This is a genomic window from Micromonospora sp. NPDC049230, assembly GCF_040647875.1.
GTDB lineage: Bacteria > Actinomycetota > Actinomycetes > Mycobacteriales > Micromonosporaceae > Micromonospora.
Map to the genome: position 1 here is coordinate 1 of NZ_JBEZCZ010000055.1, position 23,005 is coordinate 23,005.

A 23,005-nucleotide genomic window follows, 5' to 3' on the forward strand; every position below is an offset into this window, starting at 1 on the left:
TCTGGTCGTTCAGCGTCGCGGTCATCACGGCACCCTCCTCACCAGGCACAACGCCCGGCAGGTCAGGCCGGAAACACCCTTAGATCCACAGACCCACTGCGGCTGGAGTACTAATAGTGCTTTGTTAGGTCGTTGTGGCGTGTCGCTTGTGTGGGGATCGTGGCGGTGTTTGTCTGCGGTGCGTGGATGAGCGGGATCTGGTTCGGGTGCGGGCGCGGTTGGAGGACTTCGCGGCGGGGATCTTCGCGGGGTTGCGGCGCTCGGATCAGCGGGCGACGGGTCTGCGGTATCTGCGGGGGCTGATGCTCGACGGTCAGCGGAAGTCGATGCAGCCGATGGCGCAGCGGCTCGGGGTGGATCATCAGCAGTTGCAGCAGTTCCTGACCTCGTCCACGTGGGACGTGGGTGGTGTGCGGCGGCGGTTGGCCACCGCGGCGGTCGATCTGGTGACGCCTGAGGTGTGGGTGGTCGACGACACGGGGTTTCCCAAGGACGGCAAGGCTTCGGCGTGTGTGGCCCGGCAGTACTGCGGTACTCTGGGCAAGGTCGCCAACTGCCAGATCGCCGTCAGCGTTCACGCCGCGACCGACGCCGCGTCCGCGGTGCTGAACTGGCGGTTGTTCGTGCCGGAGTCCTGGGACGACACGTGTGTGCCCGGTCCAGACGGCAAGCCCGTGAACGCGCACGCCCGTAGGCTGCGCCGCGAGCCGGTCACCCGCGATCAGGCCGGGGTGAAGAAACCCCGTGTGCGACAGCAGGTACCGCCTGCCGAACAGATCGCGCTGATCCGCCAGCGGCGGGCGGCGTCGAAGGTCCCCGACACCGAGCGGTACCGGCCGAAGTGGCTGATGGCCCTGGAAATGCTCGACGAGTTGGCCCAGTGGGGGCTGCGTCCGCCGCTGTTGACCGCCGACGCCGGCTACGGGCAGGTCGCCGAGTTCCGTCAGGGCCTGACCGAACGCGGCATCGGCTACATCGTGGCGACCACATCCACCACCACCGCGCAACCCGGCAACGCCCAACCCGTCGAGGTGCCCTACGCCGGAGTTGGCCCGCATCCCACACCGCGCTACCCCCAGCCGGCCCGCAGTCTGAAAGACCTCGCCCTGAACCACGGCGCTGACGCCACGACGTTGGTGCGCTGGCGTGCCCGGCTACCCACACCCGGCCGCGACCCGGACCGGCCTGTCGGTGAGCTGTCCGGGCACTTCTTCGCCCTGCGGGTGCGTCCCGCCGGCCGAGTGATCCGACGCGGACCCCAGTACGGCGATGACGGTGTCCTGCCCGAATGCTGGCTACTCGTGCAATGGCCTCCCGGCCACGACGAACCCAGCGACTACTGGCTGTCCGACCTGCCCACCGACACACCCTTGACCGAACTGGTCCGCCTGGCCAAAGCCGCTGGCGCATCGAACACGACTACCGCGAACTCAAAACCGCCCTCGGACTCGACCACTTCGAAGGCCGCTCCTGGATCGGCTGGCACCGCCACGTCACCCTCACCACAGCCGCCCACCTGTTCCTCACCCAACTACGGACCGCCCACCCAAAAGCAACAGGGCAGACCTGAGCCTCTACGCCGTCCTGCGCGAACTGCAGTACCTACTCGCGACCTGGCTCGGGTTCTGCCCCCTCTGCCACCAACTCGTCCCAACCTAACAAAGCACCACTAAGGCTCGGTAGATGATCGCGTCGTTGCGGTTGCCCGGCTCGGGGTCGCCGATGGCGAGCTCGCCGATCGGATGGCGGCGCACAGATGCGAGCACCAGCATCCGGTCGAGTGTGTCGATCGCTCGGTCCGCTATCCGGGGTGCCGCAGCTGGGTAACCGGCAATGACACCATTGTCTGCCGGACCTCGGGGCATCGATCAGAAGCTGGACAGGCGGCCGGTGATGGGCGACGGCGGCTACCGGGCAACCGCGAGGTGATGATGCCGTACCGCAAGCCCGGCAGCTTCCTGCCGGACTGGGAGGAAGCCCTCAACGTCGAACACCGGACCGTCAGAGCGGGGGTCGAACACGCCACGGCCAGATGAAGTGGAACGCGCCGACCGGCACCCGTACACCGGTGGCGAGTAGATACTCGGCGACCGCCACCGGGGCTTCCACCAGGCGCGGAGGGCTGCAACCCGGCCCGTGCGCCATCTGCCGCATCCAGTTCCGCCGTCGGGGTCCCCACCCCGCCGGCGCCGCCGCTGCGTCCATCGCGTCTCGACCGGCGTTACCTGCGGTCGGATCCTCATTGGGACGGCGCGGGCCCGAATGACCGCTGCAGGCTGATCGTAGCCGGGCTGCCCTTCGGTCGGCGCCTGCCCCGCCGGTGGTCCGGAAAGCCAAGGCGGACAAATGGCCAGAGCCGTCGGACGACAGCCCGAGCGCGTTGCCGTCGGCCCAAGCCAGGACGGCATGGGTTCCGGCGCTGCCGCAATCGACCGACAACCGCATGTCCCCCGCCCTATGTCCATAGCCAAACATGAGATAGATTCACGTTGCCGTCAATCACTCACGGCGACAGGAAGCCCACCGCACCGGCAGTGGCGCCACCGTCCACTGAAGCGCCAAGGACCTCATCGAGAGAGTCCTCATGCTAGGCCGCTTCGCTTCCCACGCCTGCATGCTCAGGTACCAGTCACCGCAGTACCTCTGCCGCAGATGCTGCACGAACCGGTCCCCGCTCCTGGCCGATCGCCAGCAGCAGCCCGCGATGGCCCACACCGGCTTAAAGCACACAACCGCCGTCCGGGTTGACCGTCACGCTAACCTCGCCCTGGTGGGGCTCGCGAGCATGCGCCCGGGAGGTACGCGGGTAGATGTACCGGTAGTTGAACCCGTTGTGACGCTGGTGTATCCAATCCAGCCACCGGTCCAGCTCATCCACCGCCCCCACCCCATATCACCCGCAACCTGGCCCATGTGACTGACATCACCATTTATGACGCGCACCGCTACCGCCTAGCTACGCTCCGCAACGGACTCCGCCGGAGGTCCTTACAACCTGCAACAAACGTTCACCTGCTAGAAGTACCGCTGCACAATGACCTCTAAGCATCAATGTCGCCTTTGGGCGGGCCGCCGATGCGACTACTATAAGTAAACCTTTCTGCCAAGACCTTGGTCACTCCGCGTGGCGGACCGTTGCCGCCTGTTGACCGCCGACGATCTAGACAATAATGTCTGATGGCAGCAGTTACGTGACCTGGGGAGGCTCAATGAAAAAGGCTGCCTATCAGCTAGTTGCCGCAGTAGCGCTGGTATTAACGCCCATGCTCGCTGTACCAGCGCAGGCCGAGGAAAAGCGTCAAACATTTTCGTACGAGGAGTTCCGGGCTGCCTCGAGCGGTCTATCCACCAAATACTTGAACGACCGAGTTGACTACGTGGCTTATGCCAGAGAACTCGAGGCGCTCGGAGCCAAGAATATCCGAATCTCGAATCAAGTGGCAGGCATCATCAACTCTACCCCCGAAGAGGCGCAGTTCGCCTATCAGCTTTATGCGCGCAAGGCCGCCGCTGCAGCTTCACCTGACTATGGCGTTATGGATGTCCCAATCAATGCCTTCACCGCCTCCACCATTGCCTACAATTTTCCATACAGCAACTCCACCGGTAGCGGCTGGCTTGACAACACAGAATTGCATTGGAACTTCAGGGACAACTTCGTCAACGGCAGTGCTCCCGATGACGCGATCGGCATCGCACTCGACGCCTATGACTTCAATTGCTACTCCGCCGTTAGAACTTGGAAAGAGTCCTACACCTGGGACGGCAGTCGACAGACGTCACAGGACTACATTTACCAGGAAAATCTCACGACAAGCAATGCCGTCTGGCGCGTGAGGGACAGGGTAAGCGGCTTTCAGTTGCTGGTTGACCACGGGTTCGTCGCGCTTGTCTTGGATCATCCGAACGGGCGCTCCTGTGCCAACCCGAACCAAAGGATTGTCGGCTCGGGATGGTATGAACACAATCAGGACGGCGGCGGAACTTGGACGGCAGGGATTAGCTTCTTCGGAATGAGCCTGGAATACTCCTCAGAAGCCGACAAGCTCCAAAAGGCGGGCGGGGTCGCCACTATTCGGTAGCCTAATCTTCTACTAAACGATGCGTATGCTACAGTAGCCGAATGGACGACAGGTCTCGCACCGGGCCCGCAATCAAGGTTTTAGGCACCTCAACCTTAATTGCGGGCCTGCTGCTATTTACGATCAATACGTTTTCGGCAAATCAGCCGGCCCGAGTCGATGACCTTGCGCTAATCTTGGTGATCATCGGCCTCGGGATTAGGATTGAGGCAGCGATAAGGTGACGGGTTGCTGCCTTTGGCTCCGAAACTCGATCCACCGATGCTGTCGGTGCTGAGCATGAGCAGTGCCCTTCCGCCCGCAGATAACAGCCCGTCGCCTACTCCCGGTCCAGCTCGCGGGAATAGCTGGCTGGGGTTGCGGAGACGTCTACGGTTCTCTGACGCCAATATCACCCGTCGGGGCGCACCAGATCGACCCAAGCCGACCAAGGTCGCCGAAGACCTGGTCGACGGCTCGTCGCCGAGCCCACTGCTCACAAGCCGACAGATGCCAGACGACTTGCCGGAGATCAACACGCCCGTCGGGGAGATGCTCATCCACCGACGGCAGATCTATGACAGACCCAGCAGGGCGAATCGTGATTCCGCCCGCAGATAGCTTCGCGGCCGATACATTGCCGGCGTGGACGCACACCACTGAGAGCGCGTATCAAATGTGGCGAGTTCGTTTGCGGGGCGGCGCTTTGATTACCGGTGAGGACATGCCCACCGATGAGTGACTACGGCGTCCCAGGCGAGACCATGTGACTCCGAAGACTTTCAATGATAGCGATAGCCTCGTCTTCCTCGATATCGTCAGCCCGTTGCGGCCGCCAGACTGAGCCGTTCGCCAGCACTTCGTCGAGCGCTCATACGGCCAGATCTAGAATTGATGAATCGACTGCCATGGCTCCCTGTCGGACAGGATCCGTGGAGTGTATGCCGAGTCCGAGAAAGGCATACCGCCGAGCGATTGGAGCGCCGTGGCGGGCCGCCTCCAACGCTCTGGCGGCGGCTTCCCTCGCCGTACGGGCCGGGGCCGCTCCCAGCGCTACAGCTATGGAACTGGGCGGGCTGCAGCCGTGCAATCGGGATGATCTATTCGGATCGGGCTTCGTTGATCACCTGGGTCCCGGGATCCTGCCGATCGTCGTTCCTCCTGTGGCTCGGAAGTCGCCAACCCACGAACGTCGAAGGGAGCTTCTTGGGGTTCGTATACCTCGATTAGCGTTGCGGCATCTTGCAGTGGTAGGTCAGTTCGTCTATAGCAACCCGGCAGACCAGTTCAGATGCGGCCACCACGGCGCTTGGTGGTGTCGGGGAGACGGGGGCGTCACAGCCGTGTTCGTGAGTCTCGCCTGCTTGGGACATTGCCAGAACCGGTTCGAGATGGCGTTCCGCGCCGCGCAGGGGGAAGCGGTCGACGCGAGCGACGGCGCCCTCTCGCTGGAGGCAAACGGACAGGACGGGCGTTGGGATGCAGCTACTTGCCCTGGTGAGTAGTGCCGTGGCGCGCGCGTCTGCCGTGGCGTCTACGACCAGGTGGTGTTCGCGGAGTAACTTCATCGCCTGTTGAGGGGAGCGTTGGCTCGCCATGGCTAAAGTTCAGGCTTATTCCCCGCATTCAGTTGCCTGTCGTCAACATGCCTGATGTCGCGGACGATCCGGCGCAGCGCGTTGCCGACGCCCGCTGCATCAAGTCCATCCACTCTTGCTCCATGAGTCGGTGTGGAGATCCTGTGCAACCTGTGCGCCACGGGCTGCCACCGAAGGATCGGGCTGGGCCTGCACTCATCCACTCCCCCTCGTACCCGACAGGCGGAGGTCACCGATGCGCCGCACCGTCGCCGCGTCGCCCGCCGACCGCCTCCGGGTCAACCCGCGCACTGGGCGCAGCCGTCTCATCAGCACCGCATCCGCGCGCCGACACCCAGCACGCTGCGGCGCACACCGGCTACAACGCTCTCGTCGGTCTACGCCAGTGCAACGGGCATGGTGTGTGCGGTGCTTGCTGAGGCTGCCGCTGTATGGGCGACGAGGACGGCGTGCAGTCCGGCCTCCAGGCAGGCACCTTCGTTGCCTTGACCTAACAGCGCTGCCTGGAATGCGCGGTGTTCGCCAAGCAGTGGGTCCGCCGGCTGCAGCGCGAAACGGATGATGTCGCCGGGAGCTACGCCCCGGTAGGCCGGATGGTCAGCCGCAGGTGCGGAGGCGCCGTTGCTGCACCATGTCAGTGATGCGGCGATGGTGTCAGCGATGAGGCTGCCATGTTCCCCGGTCACGACGATGATGCGTTCGGGTGCCGGGGTCAGCCAGTTGACGCGGTGCTGGGCAATGGTGCCGTCGGCGAGCTGGGCGATCGCGGCGAGGAGGTCCTCGTGGGGCCGGCCGCTGCGGTGCGCGGTGCGGGTGGTGATCGAGGTGTATCGCTGACCGGTCAGGTCGGCGGTCAGGTCGATGTCGTGGGTGGCCAGGTCGTGGATGACACCGACGTCGGCGATCCGGGCGGGGTAAATGCCGGCGCGGCGTGTGCTGATGTCGAAGACGTCGCCGAGGAGTCCATTCTGCAGTCGGGCGCGGAGTCCGGTGATCGCCGGGTTGAACCGTTCGGTGTATCCGACCGCGGCCGGCAATCCGGCCGTTCGGTAGGCGTCGACCAGGCGGCGGGCCGATTCCGGGTCGGGAGCCAGAGGCTTCTCGATGAGCGTCGGAACGCCGGCGGCGGCGAGACGCAAACCGAGTTCGGTGTGCCGTGAGGTGGGTGCTGCCAGGACGGCGTAGTCGATGCCGTGGCGCAGCATGTCGTCGAGGTCGGTGAACAGGGCGATGCCGTCGGCGATGCGGTGGGGGTCACCGGCCGGGTCGACGGCGGCGACCAGGTCGACGCCGTTGAGCGCGCGCAATGCTCGGGCGTGGTGCCTGCCCATGTGCCCGAGACCGACGAGGCCGGCGCGTAGCCCTCGGCCGCTCATGCCGCCAGCTGCTCTCGGGGGGCGTGCCGGAGCACGGCGGTGACGATCCGGTCAAGGTCGCCGCGGGTGAGCCCGGGATGCACGGGCAGCGACAGTACCTGGGCGGCGGCGGTATCGGTGTGGGGCAGGTGGGCGGCGGCGCGGTAGGCCGGGCTGCGGTGCAGCGGGACCGGGTAGTGCACGGAGCAGCCGACCCGGTCCTCGTGCAGGGCCTGGGCGAAGGCGTCGCGGTCGTCGTCGACGCGGATCGTGTACTGGTGGTACACGTGCCCGGCGCCGATGCCGGTGGTCGGTGGGGATATGCCGGCGACACCGGCCAGTGCGGTGTCGAGGTGCGCTGCGTGGGCCCGGCGGGCCGCGGTGCGAGCGGGGAGCTTGCGCAGTTGGGTGCGGCCGATCGCGGCGAAGACGTCGTTGAGGCGCCCGTTTGTGCCGACGATCTCGTGGCAGTAGCGGGTTTCCATGCCGACGTTGCGTAGTAGCCGCAGCGTGCGGGCCAGGCCCGGATCGGCGGTGGTGATCATTCCGCCTTCGACGGACTGCATGTTCTTGGTGGGGTAGAAGCTAAACGCCGCGGCGGTGCCGAATGTGCCGACGGGGCGCGCGTGCAGGGTCGCGGCGTGGGCCTGGGCGGCGTCCTCGATCAGCGCGATTCCGTGCCGTCTGGCCAGCGTGAGCAGGGCGCCGAGGTCGGCGGGGTGGCCGAACAGGTGCACCGGGATGATCGCCGCGGTGCGGCTGGTGACGGCGTCGGCGGCCGCGGTGGGGTCAAGGCAGAACGAGACCGGGTCGATGTCGGCGAAGACGGGTGTCGCACCGGTGAGGCGGACCGCCGCGGCGGTGGCGGCGAAGGTGAACGCCGGGATGATGACCTCGTCGCCGGGGCCGATGCCCAGGCCGAGCAGGGGCAGCCACAGGGCGGTGGTGCCGGAGTTGACGGCGATGCAGTGCCGGCCGTCGACGAGGTCGGAGAACTCGTCCTCGAACGCGGCGACTTCGCGGCCTTGGACCAGTGCTCCGGAGCGCAGTACGCGGACGGCTGCGGTGATGTCGTCCTCGTCGAGGTGAGGGCTGGCCACCGGAATCACGTCGATCATGAGGGTGTCCTTTCCTGCCGGGCGCCGCCCGGGCAGGAAAGGCCGGGCGGTCAGTGTGCGGGGTTGGCGGGGTCCCACCCGTGGTGCAGGTAGGCGGTGCTCTGGGTGCGTAGCGCGTCAGCGCAGGCGCGTAGCCGGCGGGCCATGTGCGGGGCCATGAGCTCGTCCCACTGCTGCGGCCCGGCCAAGCGCCATTCGCTGAGTTCGTCGGTCTGCAGGCTCAGGCGCTGTTCGGCCTGGTTTTGGGTGATGCGGCCGCCGTCGAACAGGAAGTTCGCCAGCGCGGGCCTGCCGTCGGGTTGCGGGGGAACCCAGTCGAGGACCAGGAGCCGGCCGGGTGTCAGGTCCAGGCCGAGTTCTTCCTTGATCTCCCGGCAGGCTGCCTGCCAGGGGTATTCGCCGTGCTCCAGCCCTCCGCCGGGAATTTCCCAGGTGTCGGTGCGGTAGCTGGGCCGCACGAGCAGGATCCGGCCGCGCTCGTCGTGCAGGACGGCACCGGCACCGGTGATGCTCTTCGGCAGGCTGGCGTAGTACTCGGCAGGAGGTAGCGGGACTCGACTCATGCCGGGCGACGCTAGCCAACCATGGGGGCCCGCGCACCCCTGCCACCCCGCGTGCCCCGAACGGGTGACCGGGCAGGCCGTCACCCATCGCAGGCGTCCGCGGGGTCGCCGAGCAGGTGCAGCTCGTCGCCGTGGCGGATGTATCCGCGCGAGCAGCGCGAGCACCGCAACGTGTCGGCGAGGGTGCGCCCGCAGGTACACACCCAGCCGCATTGGCGGGCCGGGTTGCCCGCGACCAGGGCGTAGGGGAGGACGTCGCGCACGACGACCGCGCCGATCGCGACCAGGGCGTCATGCCCGACCGCGACACCCGGCGCGATCATGGCGCCCGCGCCGATGGTGGCCCGCCGGCCCACGGTGACAGGGCACTGGTCGAAGTCGGTGTGCTCCTTGCGGCGCCCGTCCGGCGTGGTGGCCCGCGGCGCGGGGTCTTCCAGCAGCGCCGCGTGGGGGCTGATCATCGCGTCATCGGCGATGTTCGCGCCGAACACGCAGGCGTAGTTGCCGAGTTTGACGCGGTCGCCGAGCTGGCTGCCGGTGCCGACGTAGGCGCCTTTGCCCAGGGTGCAGTCCGCGCCGATGCTCGCGCCGGCGGCGACCTGCGCCTGATGCCAGAGCCGGCTGCCTGCGCCGACGACGGCGCCGTCGTCGACAACACCCAGCTCCGTCTCAGCGGCTCGCGGCCCTGCGGGGTCCTCGTCGGCGGCCGGACCCACGGTGTCGAGGTAGGAGAGAAGGTCGTCGACGTGCCGGGCGCCGGCCAGGACATGGTCGGGGACGCTGACGCCGGTGGCTTGCTCCACGGTGTGGACCAGCACGAGGCGGTCCAGGGAGTCCAGGCCGAGATCGGCGAAGGACCGGTCGCCCGCGATGGGCCCGGGCTGGGGCCGAACGGCGGTGACTGCGGCCAGGAGAGCCGTCCGCAGCGTGGCGGTGTCAGCGGTGAGCATCGGGAGTGCCTTTCATCCGTCGAGGCAAGGCGAACAGGGCAGGGGTGACTTCGACGACCGGGGCGGAATGCCACAGACGACGCAGCGCCGCTCCCTGCTCGCAGGCGTCGTCGAGCAGCACCCGTAGGGCGAGTTCGACGAACCCGGCGAACTGTTCGGCCGCAGCCGCCGGCAGGCTCGCGCCGCCCTGTAGGAGGTGCTCGATCAGTGCCTGCGCGGCGCCGGCGTCCAACGCGTCGCCGGCGGTTGGGGTCGGCATCGGGCGCAGGACCCGGTACGGGTGGTCGTCGAGCGCGCCGGGTGCGGTGATCTCGTCGGCAATCAGGGCAGCGATGCGCGGTGCGAGGAGGACCCCGCACCGGTAGGTGGCGGTCGCCACCAGCAGGCCCGGGTCTCGGGTCCGGCCTAGCAGCGGCAGGTGGTCCACCGTGTACGGGCGCAATCCGACCCGGTGGCTGCAAAGCTGCGCCCCGGCGAGGCGGTGGTCGAGCAGGGTGCTCGCGTCGGCGGCCAGCACGGCCAGTTCGTCGAGCGTGACCGGGCGGGTGCGCTCGGCGCTGGTGGTCAGCCGGTTTGTCGCCCCCAGGTACACGGTGCCATCCGCGCGGGGGACCAGGTGCGCGCCGCACGCGAATGCCGCGTTCGGGGTCCGGACCACGTGCGGCACGCTGATCGCGGGGGCGTGCAGGAGCACGCTCGCGCCGCGGCCGGCCAGGATGGGCGGCACCCCGACCCGGCGTCCGGCCTGCTCCAGCAGCGACGCCGTCGCAGCGCCGGCCGCCAGCACGACGTCGCCGGCTTCGACCCGCGTGCCGTCGGCACACCGCACGATGCCGGTCGTGACGGCGGTCGCGGTGGTGTCGTGCCAGGCTGCCCGCGGGTGCCGGCGGACGACCCGGGACAGGGCCTGCATCAGGGCGCCGCTGTCGATCCGGGCCTCGGTCGGCAGCCACAACGCGCTCGCCGTGTCGACTGGGGTACGCAGTCCCGGAATCTGCCCGGCGTCATGCTCCTCCGCCGGGTGCCCCGCCGCCCGCGCCGCAGCCGCGATCGGTGCCAACTGCGCCAGCCGCCCGGCCGGCGCCAGTACCCAGGTGCCTGCCACCGTGGACACCGCCGGTTCACCACTGGCGGCGAGGCGGTTCAACCAGACCGGGTACGCCTGGTGAGCGGCGAGCCGTTCACCGGTCTCCACCGTGACCCGCTCGGCCGGGTGGCCCGGCTCGATCTCCGAGAACGTCGACAGCATCGCCCCGGCGGCCCGACTCGCCTGCCCCGCGTGGTCCCCGCCGTAAGGGCCGATGACCGCCACCGTCAACCCTCTGGCCAGCAGCTCCTGCGCGACAGCGAGCGCGACCACGCCGACGCCGACCACCGCCACGTCGTAGGTCTCAGGCATCGCCGACACCGGCCTCGGCAGCGACGAGCTGCGCGATCGCCGTCGCCTCGAACGCGACCTTGGCCTGCAGGAGGCACCGACGGACGCTCGTGACCGCGAACCGGGCATCGCCCAGGGCGGTACGACCGTGAGCGATGCGCCGCTGGTCGGCGATGAGCAACTGCCCGCGGCCCAGCATGACCGCCCGGGTCTCGACGCTCAGAGCCTGCGCGAAGCGACGCAGCACCGGCAGGTGCTCGTGGTTGCGGGGGTCGTCGAGCAACTTGCCGGCCCACCGGATCCACGGCCAGCCACCACCTGCGGCGGCAGCCACCACAGGGAACGGCAGCAACGGGGCACCCACCCCGAGCAGGCCATCCGCCCGGCCCTCGAAGACCTCGGTCCGGCGCAGCAGAGCCTGCTCCGCGTCGGTCAGATGCGCCAGCGCCTCCTGCAGATCACCGATCAGCGAGACGCCGCCGCCGGCCGGATCCGGGCGCAGCACCAGCAGACTGGTGTAGTCCGGCACGTGGTGCACATTCGGTGCGTCGATGTGCAGCGCCTGCGCCCCGAAACCGCCGAACGACGCCTGATCATGCTCCGGCGACGACTCGCCGCCGATCCACAGCCCACCGCCCTGGTCGATGGAGAAGAAGGGCCGGCCCAGCGTGGCGAGCAGCCCGGCGGCTGCCCGTTTCACATCCTCGTCACCGAGGCGCTCCGGCAGCGCGACCACCGCCCAGCCCGGCGCGGTCGGTACGGCCCGGGCCAGCCGCCGCCGGAGCGCGTCGAGCACCGCCCGGGCATCCGGTGCCTCGAGCACCTGGCGGGCCGCGACCACGTTCGCCGCGGCCCACCGGTGCCCGTCCATCTCCAACGTGCACACCTGCGCCAACCGACGCGCCAATGTGCTGGGCACGACTACCCGTACCGGATCTGCGAACAACATGACGACCTCTTTCCCCGAGCCGCTGCCTGCCGGCCCCGCTGGTGGTTGGTGCATCCATCACCGCCCATCGCCACCGCCCGCCGGTAGCTGCTGTGCAGGGCCCGCAACGCGTTTGCATAACCCGCACAACGCGACCCACCACCTCGCCATGACAGTCGGTTACCGTGACGAAGGTGGATGCCAGCGAGCGCAGACCAGCACCAACCCACCCGATGTGGCAGTCCCCGGAACTTCGCGCTGCCGTCGCCCGCGACGACGCCGGAGCCGTCATCCGCCTTGTGCGTCAAGCCGCCGGTCTGACCCAGAGCGAGCTCGGGCACCTGTGCGGATACTCCGGCTCGACGATCTCGCGCCTCGAACGCGCCCCACTGCACGACATCGACGTCCGCCGCCGACTGGCCCACGCCCTGTCCATCCCTGCGGTGATGCTCGGGCTCTCGGATGACGTCCGGCGACACGACGGCCATGCCGCCCACACCTCGGCCGCGAGCAACCCCGAGGCCGATAGGCTCCGCCGATCAGGCGACGGCGAAGGCGGCGACTTCATGCGACGACGGACCTTCCTGGCAGGCGCAGCAGTGACTGCGGTCGCCGGCCTCACCGCCGGCTCCGGGCCGGTCCCGGCGACCAGTCTCGAAGCGCTGCTGCTCACCGGCGGCTCCATAGCTCCGCCGATGGCACCTGACGCGCTCACCACCGGACTCGCTGCGGCGAGCCGTGCCTACGCCGACAGCCGCTTTGCAGAACTCACCCGCGGGCTTCCCAGCCTGCTGTCCGGTCTACACATTGCCCGCGACCAGGCGGCCGGCCGCCAGCGCGAAGCGCTCGCCGGCCACCTCGCCCGGGCGTACGTGCTCGCCTCGTCGGTCAGCACCAAGCTCGGCGACGACGCCATCGCCTGGGTACTCGCCGACCGCGCCCTGACCGCCTCCCGAGAAACCGGCAACGGGGTGGTGATGGCCGCCGCCACCCACACCGTCGCGATCGCCATGCGCCGCGAGGGCCACCACGACGGCGCCCTGCATCTGCTCACCACCACCGCCGAGGGCCTGGGCGCCGACTCCGGCGGAGCCGACGCGGCCCTCATCGCGGCGTACGGGAACCTGCTGTGCACCGCCGCGTACAGCAGCGCCCAAGCGGGCAACGCCCCGGCCGCCGCCGCATTCATCGACGAAGCCGCCGCAGCCGCCAGCCGGCTCGGCGGGACCACCGTGCCCGGCACCGTCGTGCCGCTGAGTCCGGCCACCGTCGCCATATACAAGATCGGCGTCTACACCGCACTCGGCGATACCGGCACCGCACTGCGTAGCGCCGAAACCGTACGACCGGCAGAGTTGCCCAGCACCGAACGGTACGGCCGCTTCTGCGTGGACACCGCCCGCGCTTGGACCCACCACGGCAAACCCGACCGCGCCGTTCAGGCCCTACTCTCCGCGGAACGGCACGCCCCCGAAGAGGTCAACCGCCCCTCGGTCCGCGACCTCGTGTCATCGCTGCTGTACGCCCCGACAGCAACCCCGGCAGGGCTTCGCGATCTCGCAACCCGCGTCGGCGCCACCACCTGACGGTCAGAACCTGCCTTAGCTTTTAAGCGCCACTGACATCGACGGCAAGCCTTGGTGCTATCCCTCCCGACCGTCGGGAAGCAACTCGGCCGCCCGATGAGCCATGGTGGCAAAGATCCCGTCGACATCGGTCTCGCCTGGTGTCAGAAGGGGTAGCTCGACCGGCTCCGGCCCGCAACGAAATAACACCATCTCATGGAGGTTGCGGATACAAACCCACGAAAGGCGCATGGGTAGAATCCAGTCGAACAGTCCCCCGAAGTCGCCGCACAATTTCTTATCGCCTAGGTTACGTCTGTAGGTCTCAGTCGCCTCCATAGTCCCGTGAACTGGCTGCGAGAGTTTGCGATAGTACTGGTAGAAGGAGCCGATGCCTATTTCGATCATCATGTCCCGCATGCTTGGAAGCCGACGCAAGGACGAATAACCAACTGGCAGGCGCGCCTCAACCCCTGTCCTGAAATCCTTAATAGCGCAGGCCCTTCGCAGGTGCTTATCGCGAATCGCGGTATCGCCGATCTCCTTAGTGGCCGACTCCTCAAACCGCTCCCATTCGTGCAAAAGTGCTAGCCAGCGCACCTCGCCCATGAAGCGATCTGTTGGATGGAGCAGCCAGATCGCGCGCACGGTGTGCTCCAGCGCCGCGCGGGCGCATTGCGTTGCCGCAGTAGCCAAACCCATGTCGGTTCGCGCCATGAGGCACACGCCTTCAACTGATCGAACCGCAAGGCTTGCTAGATTCCACGCCTCTATCGGAGCCTCCCACTCCCCTGATGGGGTAGCGGAGCTTCGCTTGCTAACGAAGGCCGAAGCACCCGCTTGGACAACTTCTGCGACGTCTAGCAGGGTGGGGTCGGGCATCTGAATCAGGGTCACGGCAATACTTTTAATGGTTGGGAACTCCGGGCGCAACCGAGAAATGCGGGCGTGAGAACGCGCCGCACGTCGGCGTGAGAGGCTGGCCCGCCGGCTGACGGACCATCATGAGCGCTGATGTCACCGACAAAGACCAGGTGAACGTCAGGGTTGTGGTGGGACCTGGCTCACTGCGCCACTGTACTGAGCCGTCCTTTGGTCCGGCGGCCGTCAGCTCGTCAACGCGTGGTAGTTCAGAGGACAGGTACCACCGGTGATGCCTGCTACTGGCGTCGGGGCACTGGGGTCGACGCTCCGCCTAAGCGCAGTGATCGGTGGGCACCGTCGAGGAGTTCGGAGTAAGTGACCACCTTGATCCGGCTCAGGTGCGAATTGTAGGTGCGGATGGCCTCAGCAATCTCCTCGGCCATGAGCTGCTCTCGGACAAACGCTGGGTCGCCGATGACCACGGTCATCGAGGCGCGGCGGCAGTCCACGCCGTACTCGGCGAGCAGCGCATGGCGTTGCTCATCCAGGCCGCGCAGGTAGTTCATCGCCTGCACGACAGCCACATGTACCGGTGCTCCGACAACGGGCCGGCCGCGGTGGACGACCACGAGTTTCGGGATGTTCGCCTGTTTGATCTCGACGCCGTGCAGGGTTCCGTCCCCGCGGATGAGCGGGATGTCCAGCTGGTCACTAAGCGACAGGGCTCGCCGGGCCGCGGCACCCATGTACTCGCCGCCGAACACCCAGGTGTGTTGCTCGAGCAGTCGCTGGATGGCCGGTTCTCGGGTGTCCGGGTCGCGGATGAGACGGCGCAGGTCGCCCAGCGCAGCGGTCCGATGTCGGCGGATCACCAGATCGGCGAGTTCTGCGGCGTCGGCCAGCTGGGGCATCGCGCCGTCGGGCACCGCGCGCAGCCGGTCGGTGGCATGCTGGATCGCCTCGGCGTCTGACAGTCGAGCGGCCGGCGGCTGGGTGGACGGCCCGGCGTCGTTGACGGAGCGGGTTACAGCGAGCCGTAACGTCTGGCGCCGGCGCCGGGGTTGCTCTTCCGGCGCCAAGAATGGAGCGAGTTCGGTAACTGGATGCACACGCAACAGCGGTGCCCGGAAACGCCGCTGCTCGTGGGCGGGTTGCCAGGTGCGGCGGCGTGGAGTCATTATCGGCGGAGGCGTCGCGACGTCGATCCAGCCTTCGATCGGGCACTCCTGGTCAACGACCGCCTCGCCGAGATAGATGACCGGCTTCCTGCCGCTGCTGTGAAAGATCCGCAATGGGATTCCGGAGCGCAGGTGTCCCAGAACGAGCCGGTTCTCAGAGCTAACCGGCTCCGCGGTGGGGGCGGTGTTGGTAATCTCCTCCGGCTTTCCGACGAAGGTCAGCGCACCGTCATCGGCCCACCGAAAGGTGAACGGTGCACCATTGGAGCCTGCCCCGAGGAATACGAAGGTATTGGGTGTCGTGCCGCATCGCACGATCGCGCCCTGACGCTGGCCGCCGTAGGTGTCGTGCACGTCCCTGCGGCTGACCACTGCGCCGGGCTCGAGATTCCAGGCGACCGGCCATTCGAGGCGACCAGGCGTTTCAACCGCTCGCATCAGCGTCTGCCATGCCTCGTCAGAGATCTCGAGTAGCGGCACCGGCCGGGATTGAGCCCTGCGTGCGTACCGAGCCTTCGCGCTGGCGGCGATGCCCGATAGCAACCGCAGCGGGGCGGGTGCGCTCAGGTAGGTCTCGTCGAACCGGACGGCGATTCTTCGCGGGTCGCACCGCAAATAGAAGCGCCCCTCATTGAAGGTGTGGTCGGCGACTACAGCCGTGGTGTGACCGTGCGCGACGACGCCGCCATGGCGGCCCACGCGGATCAGGGCGACGGCGTCGCCCTCTGCGACCTCTGCCACATGGTGGTCATCTCGGCCGGTGCAATGCGATGTCTCCCAATCGCCCGGGATCGGCCGTGGCGGTGCCTCGTAGGCCCTCGACCCGTGGTCCACCGCCATCAACCAGTACGCCACCGATTCTCCTCGCCGTGTCGGCGCCAGAAGCCATCATCATCACCGCCGCGGTTGAAGCCGGCTGACGACAAGGCGTCACGATATCGGCAGGCTCTGACACTCTTGAGGGGCGGATGTAGCCAGCGTCGGTGAGCACTTCGGTCGCGGCGACCTCTTCGCCCACCTGCACCCAATCTGCTCTCAGTTGCAAGGCCGGGCCAACCAACGGCTCCTTACCGCCTTGACCTGCGCACACTTCCCTGCCAGACAACATAGGGCGTTGTCGACTGCTGCGCAGAACCGCGGAGCACTCCGCGGGAAACAGGACGCCGAACTGACTCTGACCTGCGGAACCGTGGAGCCGCAGGTAGGAGTGGGTGCAGTTGAGGGCCGTTCGGTGCCGTTGGACGCAGGTCAAGGCCGTTCAGGGCAATTCGCAGCTCCCAAACCGCCCCCCTGGGTTCCGAACCGATCCGCTCGGCCGCCGCCAGACAGTCGGCACAGCGGAGCCACGCCGCGTATCGCTACAGCTCGAACCAATCTCCCGCGCGAGCAGGATCACCGGTGCGAACAAACCCCTCGACCACGTGCCAGGCGCGGTCGATATCAAGCACGAAGTCGGCGGTGAACTCAACCAGATCGTCCATCACCAGGACTTCCGCACTCGAGTCCCCGGGCTCATCCGCGACCAGCAGCGATATGACACCCGTACCCGACATGAGATGGATGACCGCCGCAGACCCCAGGAAACCCAGCGCGCATACGGGAAACTTGGCATCTCCCCGGACCTCAAGGTAACCCTGCCCCTGGGCACGCAGCTCACTGAACCGCTCTACAAGGTCAGCGAAACCCGAGCGCTCAGTCGAAACGAATGTCCCAGACGTCGGGGACGAAGCGCTCCATAAGATGTCCACCCTGCCTCCTCAACCGCGCCCGCGGCTTCGGCTTCGGAGACCCCCAAGGTCCGCCGCCGACCGAGGGCGCGAGTCCGATGGCGACCCCGGCGGTAGGCCAGGTTGCCACGGGCGCCGTTGGACGCAGTTCAAGGCCGTTCAGGGCAACCTGCTGCTCCCAACCTGCTCCCCCTAAACCGGGCTCGCACAGGGCCGCCGACCGATCGTGAGAAGCCGGCCCAGTGCTTTGGTTGCACCAGCGCTGGCTCCCCCAGCCGCAGCAGTCAAGCACGCTCACGATCGCCGCGCCTTGTCAGCGGGGAAACAGCGCGCCGCCAGATTGCCGGAGACGTTCGCCCACTGTCGATGGAACTGTCACAACCAGCGCTTAGGCTCGCACGGTGAGCATGAACGGCAACTTGCTGCGCGTTTCGTCGGACGAACTGGAGCAGGCGAGAGTTGACCTCGGCTGGGCCTGGGTGGCCCACTATCTGCCAGGCGTCCAGACCTTCGTCGCTGCAGCCGCCAGGGATGGCGCTGCGGTGATCCGCTGGCTTGACTGATCGGCGGCTCAGCCACTGGAGCGCCGGTAGCGCTCATGTCAGACCGTCGAAACGCAATCGAAGTGACCGTCGGTGTGGCTCTTGACCGAGACGGATGGGGGGTGTGTAGTGTGTACCCATGACACGCGTTGACTTCCGGCACCTCGCGAGCTTCCTCACCCCATGCCACGCCGCCACGGTCGACGACCCGGCCGAACTGAACCGTCTTGCCGGCCTGGTCGACACCGACACATCCGAGTGCATCGCCGGCTTCATCTCACAAGCCGGCCGGGTGCTCGGCGAAACGGTGAAATCGGGTGAGACCGTCCTATACGAGAGCGACATCACGCTGGACGCCGACGGTGACTGGGAACCCGGAACCCCGACCCGAATGTGGATCGTGACAGCCGGCACTCGTCCGGAGGACGTATTCGACGACGCCGCCCGCGTCTTCCTGGCCCAAAGTCTGCGCACCGGAACCGCCAGCCAGTTCTGTGGATGGCGCGACCGGGTTGTGGCAATCGTGCCCGAGGAAGTCGGCCCCAAGGAGTCGAAGATCATTCGCACCATGCCAGGCGGGGGTATTGAGGTCGTGCACACGTACAACGTTCTTGATGCCTACGGCACCTACGCCCGATGGGTCACCGACCTTGCCCTGGAGTACGGAAGCGGTGACGAGGCAATTGCTTCTGACACACCCCGACCGCCCGGCATGGCGCGATCGGTCGTGAGCGCATGGCTGATGCGCGAGGCGGGCGAGGCACAGCTCCAGCAAGCCCGCCACTCCCTGAAGTTCGGCTTAGCGGGGTACTCGCGGATGCCGAGTGAGGAGTTGCCGATCGCCGAACTCGCCCGTTCCCTTTACACCGACCGCGCGAACTTGACGAAGGTCATTAAGGCGGCCGAAAAGGATGCCAGGATCACCGGGATCCTCGACGCTATCGCGTCCGGGGACACCGACCGGATCATCACGACTCTTCGCAACGGGTAGAACGGCCGGACCTCTGCCGAGCTCAGACGGCTGTCCGAGCCGGGGCCGCCATGGGCCGTCGGCGGCAGCTGGGGCGGCGCTTTGGGAGGCGTTCGGGTGTAGGGCCATTGGGGTGGTGGGCTCCTTCCACGGCACGGCTTCTCGCATCACGCGCGGTGAGCAGTGTCCTGTCGGGCGCACCAGCGGAAGCGGACATCTTGTGTGGCTCAGCCGTGTTGCCCGGAGGCTGCAGCAGCACGGGGGTGGGCCGCCCGCTCCATGCCTGCCGCAACATTGGCGACACGCGCTCAGACAGTCATTCGGCCCTGCGGGTCTGCGTCAGCCAGCGAGACCGCCCCAACTCCCGGATCCGCTTCATGTTGGCGCCAGACGGTGCCTCGTCAATGCCCTGTTTGTCGGCTAGACATGATCGTTAGCAGGGGTGGAAACTCACACAATGGCTCCGGGTTCGCACAGTGCAGCGCCTAACGCGGTCGGGTATCAGCATCAGACCTGGTGGGCGTTGGTGGAGCTTCTGGGCTCCGGGGCTGACAGACCGGACGCGTCCATCAGTCTTGAGTTGCATGACGACGTCGCCTGGGAAGCGGACAACAACCCGACTCATCTGCTCCAAGTCAAGCATCACCAGCTGACACACCGGGCACTGACCGATACCTCGCCGGACGTTTGGCGAACGTTGAAAGTATGGATGGATACCGCGACGCCGGGCGACGCGTCCGGGCCGCAGCTGCTCCTGATCACGACCCAGACAGCGGCTGCTGGAACAGCGATCGCCGCCCTGCGGCCGGAGACGCTCGACGAGATGACCGCCCTCATCGGGCTGGAAGCTGTGGCTAGAGACACGACCTCACAACAAACCAAGACGGCACGGGAGCAGTTCCTCGAGCTGAGTCCGGCAGACCGCCGAGCCTTCCTCACGAGGATGCGCGTGATCGATGGATCGCCGCACATCCATGACGTGCCCGCGCTGGTTCGCACGCACCTTCACTGGGCGCTGCCGACGGGGCACGAGGAGTTGTTCTTAGCGATGATCTGGCGCTGGTGGGACGAGCAGGCACTGGCCATGTTGCAGGGCAGGCTCTCGAGCCTCGATGTCGGCGTGGCGCGTTCGGCGATCGCCGACATCCGCGACCAGTTCACCAGCGAGAGCCTGCCGACCATGGTCGAGTTGCTGGACGTCGATGGCGAGACGGTCGCCGCGGAGTACCGGACCCATACGTTCGTGCAGCAGATGCAGTGGGTTGCCTATCCGCCGCGGAACCTGCAGAAGGCAATCGTGGACTACTACCGCGCTTACGTCCAAACGGTCCGGTGGCTCGACGAGGACCTCATCGGTGTGGCCGAGCTAAACAGATTCGAGGCCGAGCTGGTCGACGAGTGGGATCGTGAGTTCGACTGGATGCTCGACACGCTCGACGACGACGCGGACGAGGCCGCCAAGCAAGAGGCTGGCAAACAGATGCTGCGGCAACTCCTCGCGCAGACCGGCATCAGCGTCCGTGCGCGTTACAACGAGCCGTTCTTCGTTCGCGGCAAGCGCCACGTCCTAGCTGATGCCGGCCGGATCGGCTGGCACCCCGACTTCGAGAGCCGTATCGAGAGGCTGCTGCAGGTCGCCGCATGAGCGGGCACATCACCGTCTTCAAGCACAGCGACGCCCTGGGGGATCTGTGACGGCGTGGAATGACCGGCCGCCAATCACGGCGGCGATGCTGAACCCCGCGCTGGTCGCGGCGATCCTCGCCACCGCCGCTGACGGGTACCGCAAGGAGTCCGACCGGGCGATGCCGTGGCCGATGGCCTTCATCATCGTCCCGTTAGTCCTGCACCGCGGCACCCGCCAAGCTCTCCCTACCTCGGTCAGAACTCACCTCGCGACGTGGACCTCCCGCAATCCAGTGTTGCGCGCCGGGTTCCCGCCCCGTGCGCAGGGTCTTGTCGAGCCGGTAAAGGAGGGGGTGCGGTTCGGTCTCACTCACGGCGCACTCACCCTCGAGGGGAACGCGTTACGAGGTAGGACGCGTCGGCCGAAGGGGTTTCAGATGCCCGACGAACTTGCGGACATCCTCCGCAGGGCGAGCTTTGTTGGCCGTTGGTTGGCGAAGATTGACAACACCGCGACAGTGTTTGCGGTACTCGGCGTGACACCCTGACCACTGTGCAGCTGCTCGCGATCATCCTCTACAGCACCCACGGACGTCGGCGCGTCCTCAACTTCACCACCGGCGCGCTCAACATCGTCACCGGGGAGTCGAAGACGGGGAAGAGTGCTCTGCTCGACATCGTCGAGTACTGCCTGGGTCGCAACACGTTGCAGATGCCGATTGGCCCGATCACCAGCACCGTGTCCTGGTACGCGGCGTTGTTCGAGCTGGACAGCGGTCGAGCGTTCGTCGCGCGACCTGCACCTGATGTAGGCAAGGCATCCACCCAGCGCGCGATGTTGGAGTTCGGTAGCGACCTGGCCCCACTAGAGTTCGATGACCTCGTCGTGAACGCCGATTCGGATGCTGTCCGGGAGCAACTCGGGCGCCGCATTGGCATCGAGGAGAATCTGCACGAACCGCCGATAGGGTCGGCCCGGTACCCACTTGAAGCGCACATCGGACACGCCGCGTTGCTGTGCCTGCAGCGGCAAGGCGAAATCGCCGCCCGCGACTCGCTGTTCCACCGCCAGGGCGACCAGGGCATGGCGCAAACCCTCAAAGACACTATCCCGTACTTCATCGGCGCCGTACCGCGCGACCAGGCACTCAAGCGTGCCCAGCTCGCCGCCGCCCGTCGCGAGCTGCGGCGCGCGGAAACAACCTACCGGCAAACACTTCGAGCAAGTGAGGCCGCCGACGCGGGCCTAGCGACACTCTGGCGCGAGGCATACGCCCTCGGAATGGTCGACACCCCACAACCGGCGGACCGATCCACCACAGTCGGCCTTCTGCACACCGCCGTCATCGCAGCGGTCAGCGCCCCGGCAACACTCGACTCCGAGACCGCCAACCGCATAGCCGGGCTACAGCGGGAGCGCGACCAACTCCGTGACCAGCTACGCGCCCTCAACGCGGAACGCGACGTGCTCCTGCAGCAGAACGACGCAGAGACCGACTTCGCTGGAGCCGTCCGCCTCCAGTCCGCGAGGCTGGCAAGCCTCAATTTGCTCGGACTGCCCGCCAACAGCAACCCAGCAACTGCCACCGACACCATCGATGAAACACCGCCCTGCCCGCTCTGCGGCTCGCAGCTCACTGAACCAGACCCCTCACCAGAGCAACTACGGCAAAGTCTGGTACAGCTCACCAGCCAGCTCAGCGGCGTAGACGCGGCGCGACCCGCCCGGCGCGCCGCCCTGCAGGCGCTCGACGAGCGGGCCAGTTCGCTGCGCAACCAACTCAGAGCGGCAGAGGGCGTCATCCAGGCGCTCACGGCAAGCCAGACGGTCACCGAACAACTACCCGACACCGCACGCAGGGACTTCACCCGCGGCCGTATCCACGCGACGCTCGCCGCACTCCCTGGGAGTTCGGACGCCGAGCTGGCGCGACTCCGCCGTCAATACGAGACCGCCCTCGGGCAGGTGCAAGCGCTCGAAGCGGAGCTCGACCCAGCCGAGGAACGCGAACAGCTCACCTCACGCCTGGTGTCTATCAGCCAGGACATGACCCGGTGGGCCGACCGGCTCCAGTTGGAACACCGCGGTGGGAGCGTCCGTCTCGACCTGAACCGCCTCACCGTCGTCACCGACACCGAGCAAGGCCCGGCACCCCTATTCCGAATCGGTAGCGGTGAGAACTGGGTTGGCTACCACCTCATCACCCACCTCGCGCTGCACCGCTACTTCGTACGACAGCACCGACCAGTCCCCCGACTGCTCATGCTCGATCAGCCCACCCAGGTGTGGTATCGATCCGAGGTCGACCAAAAATCGGGCACACCCGGCCAGGACACCGACCAGGAAGCAGTCGGCCGCCTCTTCCGACTGATCTACGACGTGATCGTCGAACTGACACCCAACATGCAAGTCATCGTCTGTGACCACGCCAACCTGCCCGAGGCATGGTTCCAGGACTCGGTGGAACACAACTGGCGTGGCGGAGAAAAGCTCATCCCCCAAGAATGGATCGACGAGACGGCGACGCCCTGACCCCCGCGATCGGGTCAGCGCCACATGCCAACGTAGGATCAGCTTCAAT

Annotated in this window: 17 protein-coding genes and 2 pseudogenes; 9 read left to right on the forward strand and 10 right to left on the reverse strand. The window is 67.0% G+C overall.

All coding sequences use genetic code 11. The features are described 5' to 3' along the window. Positions 1 to 182 precede the first annotated feature (182 nt). Both AB0A95_RS31235 and AB0A95_RS31240 read left to right on the forward strand, forming a co-directional pair. A pseudogene (locus AB0A95_RS31235) lies at positions 183 to 1,570 on the forward strand (transposase). Between the two features lie 314 nt (positions 1,571 to 1,884). Continuing rightward, positions 1,885 to 2,033, forward strand: a pseudogene (locus AB0A95_RS31240) (IS5/IS1182 family transposase); the annotation flags it as partial. On the opposite strand, the gene AB0A95_RS31245 reads toward AB0A95_RS31240, so the two are convergent. Beyond that, positions 2,002 to 2,154 carry a hypothetical protein gene (locus AB0A95_RS31245; RefSeq protein ID WP_357559346.1) on the reverse strand — a complete coding sequence of 51 codons (153 nt, stop codon included), beginning with the start codon at positions 2,152 to 2,154 and terminating at the stop codon, positions 2,002 to 2,004. The pseudogene AB0A95_RS31240 and the gene AB0A95_RS31245 overlap by 32 nt on opposite strands. Positions 2,155 to 3,209: 1,055 nt before the next feature. On the opposite strand from AB0A95_RS31245, the gene AB0A95_RS31250 reads away from it, so the two are divergent. Further along, entirely contained in the window at positions 3,210 to 4,082 is an 873-nt protein-coding gene (locus AB0A95_RS31250; protein WP_357559321.1) for a hypothetical protein, read from the forward strand. Between the two features lie 1,954 nt (positions 4,083 to 6,036). Here the strand turns inward: AB0A95_RS31250 and AB0A95_RS31255 are convergent. From AB0A95_RS31255 to AB0A95_RS31280, 6 genes are all read right to left on the reverse strand, one after another. Continuing rightward, positions 6,037 to 7,035, reverse strand: coding sequence for a Gfo/Idh/MocA family oxidoreductase (locus tag AB0A95_RS31255; protein ID WP_357559322.1), 999 nt, complete (start codon positions 7,033 to 7,035; stop codon positions 6,037 to 6,039). Next, entirely contained in the window at positions 7,032 to 8,132 is a 1,101-nt protein-coding gene (locus AB0A95_RS31260; RefSeq protein ID WP_357559323.1) for a DegT/DnrJ/EryC1/StrS family aminotransferase, read from the reverse strand. The genes AB0A95_RS31255 and AB0A95_RS31260 overlap by 4 nt, the downstream gene beginning before the upstream one ends. 50 nt (positions 8,133 to 8,182) lie before the next feature. Continuing rightward, positions 8,183 to 8,695, reverse strand: a complete 513-nt coding sequence (locus tag AB0A95_RS31265; RefSeq protein WP_357559324.1) for an NUDIX hydrolase — start codon at positions 8,693 to 8,695, stop codon at positions 8,183 to 8,185. An 80-nt stretch (positions 8,696 to 8,775) separates the two neighbouring features. After that, positions 8,776 to 9,645, reverse strand: coding sequence for a phosphopantetheine-binding protein (locus AB0A95_RS31270; RefSeq protein WP_357559325.1), 870 nt, complete (start codon positions 9,643 to 9,645; stop codon positions 8,776 to 8,778). Next, positions 9,632 to 11,044, reverse strand: coding sequence for an FAD-dependent oxidoreductase (locus tag AB0A95_RS31275; RefSeq protein ID WP_357559326.1), 1,413 nt, complete (start codon positions 11,042 to 11,044; stop codon positions 9,632 to 9,634). Before AB0A95_RS31275 ends, AB0A95_RS31270 begins: the two co-directional genes overlap by 14 nt. Continuing rightward, positions 11,037 to 11,972 (reverse strand): TauD/TfdA family dioxygenase, encoded by a 936-nt coding sequence (locus tag AB0A95_RS31280; protein ID WP_357559327.1) that lies wholly within the window; start codon positions 11,970 to 11,972, stop codon positions 11,037 to 11,039. The genes AB0A95_RS31275 and AB0A95_RS31280 overlap by 8 nt, the downstream gene beginning before the upstream one ends. Before the next feature lie 173 nt (positions 11,973 to 12,145). Here AB0A95_RS31280 and AB0A95_RS31285 point away from each other — a divergent pair, with 173 nt between their 5' ends. Beyond that, positions 12,146 to 13,537 (forward strand): helix-turn-helix transcriptional regulator, encoded by a 1,392-nt coding sequence (locus tag AB0A95_RS31285; RefSeq protein WP_357559328.1) that lies wholly within the window; start codon positions 12,146 to 12,148, stop codon positions 13,535 to 13,537. Between the two features lie 57 nt (positions 13,538 to 13,594). On the opposite strand, the gene AB0A95_RS31290 is transcribed toward AB0A95_RS31285, so the two are convergent. The 3 genes from AB0A95_RS31290 to AB0A95_RS31300 form a co-directional block, all read right to left on the reverse strand. Beyond that, a complete protein-coding gene (locus AB0A95_RS31290; RefSeq protein WP_357559345.1) occupies positions 13,595 to 14,398 on the reverse strand; it encodes a DUF5677 domain-containing protein in 804 nt (267 codons plus the stop codon). 278 nt (positions 14,399 to 14,676) lie between these two features. Then, a complete protein-coding gene (locus AB0A95_RS31295) occupies positions 14,677 to 16,413 on the reverse strand; it encodes a Shedu anti-phage system protein SduA domain-containing protein (protein WP_357559329.1) in 1,737 nt (578 codons plus the stop codon). A 503-nt stretch (positions 16,414 to 16,916) separates the two neighbouring features. Next, the gene (locus tag AB0A95_RS31300; protein ID WP_357559330.1) at positions 16,917 to 17,306 is read right to left on the reverse strand and encodes a hypothetical protein; all 390 of its coding nucleotides are present in this window, start codon (positions 17,304 to 17,306) and stop codon (positions 16,917 to 16,919) included. Positions 17,307 to 17,686: 380 nt separating this feature from the next. On the opposite strand from AB0A95_RS31300, the gene AB0A95_RS31305 reads away from it, so the two are divergent. The 5 genes from AB0A95_RS31305 (at position 17,687) to AB0A95_RS31325 (ending at position 22,956) form a co-directional block, all read left to right on the forward strand. Next, positions 17,687 to 17,848, forward strand: coding sequence for a hypothetical protein (locus AB0A95_RS31305; protein WP_357559331.1), 162 nt, complete (start codon positions 17,687 to 17,689; stop codon positions 17,846 to 17,848). A 118-nt stretch (positions 17,849 to 17,966) separates the two neighbouring features. Beyond that, positions 17,967 to 18,818: a hypothetical protein gene (locus tag AB0A95_RS31310; RefSeq protein ID WP_357559332.1), complete on the forward strand. Its 852-nt coding sequence runs from the start codon at positions 17,967 to 17,969 to the stop codon at positions 18,816 to 18,818. Positions 18,819 to 19,323: 505 nt separating this feature from the next. After that, positions 19,324 to 20,442, forward strand: coding sequence for an ABC-three component system protein (locus tag AB0A95_RS31315; RefSeq protein ID WP_357559333.1), 1,119 nt, complete (start codon positions 19,324 to 19,326; stop codon positions 20,440 to 20,442). Positions 20,443 to 20,488: 46 nt separating this feature from the next. After that, on the forward strand, positions 20,489 to 20,971 hold the full coding sequence (locus AB0A95_RS31320; protein ID WP_357559334.1) for a three component ABC system middle component: 483 nt from the start codon (positions 20,489 to 20,491) through the stop codon (positions 20,969 to 20,971). A gap of 5 nt (positions 20,972 to 20,976) precedes the next feature. Further along, positions 20,977 to 22,956, forward strand: coding sequence for a DUF3732 domain-containing protein (locus AB0A95_RS31325; RefSeq protein WP_357559335.1), 1,980 nt, complete (start codon positions 20,977 to 20,979; stop codon positions 22,954 to 22,956). Positions 22,957 to 23,005 lie beyond the last annotated feature (49 nt).

Bases quoted from the DNA above. Each gene is read 5' to 3' on its own strand.
- AB0A95_RS31245 (WP_357559346.1), bottom strand. From the start codon at position 2,154: ATGCGGCAGATGGCGCACGGGCCGGGTTGCAGCCCTCCGCGCCTGGTG.
- AB0A95_RS31250 (WP_357559321.1), top strand. From the start codon at position 3,210: ATGAAAAAGGCTGCCTATCAGCTAGTTGCCGCAGTAGCGCTGGTATTA.
- AB0A95_RS31255 (WP_357559322.1), bottom strand. From the start codon at position 7,035: ATGAGCGGCCGAGGGCTACGCGCCGGCCTCGTCGGTCTCGGGCACATG.
- AB0A95_RS31260 (WP_357559323.1), bottom strand. From the start codon at position 8,132: ATGATCGACGTGATTCCGGTGGCCAGCCCTCACCTCGACGAGGACGAC.
- AB0A95_RS31265 (WP_357559324.1), bottom strand. From the start codon at position 8,695: ATGAGTCGAGTCCCGCTACCTCCTGCCGAGTACTACGCCAGCCTGCCG.
- AB0A95_RS31270 (WP_357559325.1), bottom strand. From the start codon at position 9,645: ATGCTCACCGCTGACACCGCCACGCTGCGGACGGCTCTCCTGGCCGCA.
- AB0A95_RS31275 (WP_357559326.1), bottom strand. From the start codon at position 11,044: ATGCCTGAGACCTACGACGTGGCGGTGGTCGGCGTCGGCGTGGTCGCG.
- AB0A95_RS31280 (WP_357559327.1), bottom strand. From the start codon at position 11,972: ATGTTGTTCGCAGATCCGGTACGGGTAGTCGTGCCCAGCACATTGGCG.
- AB0A95_RS31290 (WP_357559345.1), bottom strand. From the start codon at position 14,398: ATGCCCGACCCCACCCTGCTAGACGTCGCAGAAGTTGTCCAAGCGGGT.
- AB0A95_RS31310 (WP_357559332.1), top strand. From the start codon at position 17,967: ATGACACGCGTTGACTTCCGGCACCTCGCGAGCTTCCTCACCCCATGC.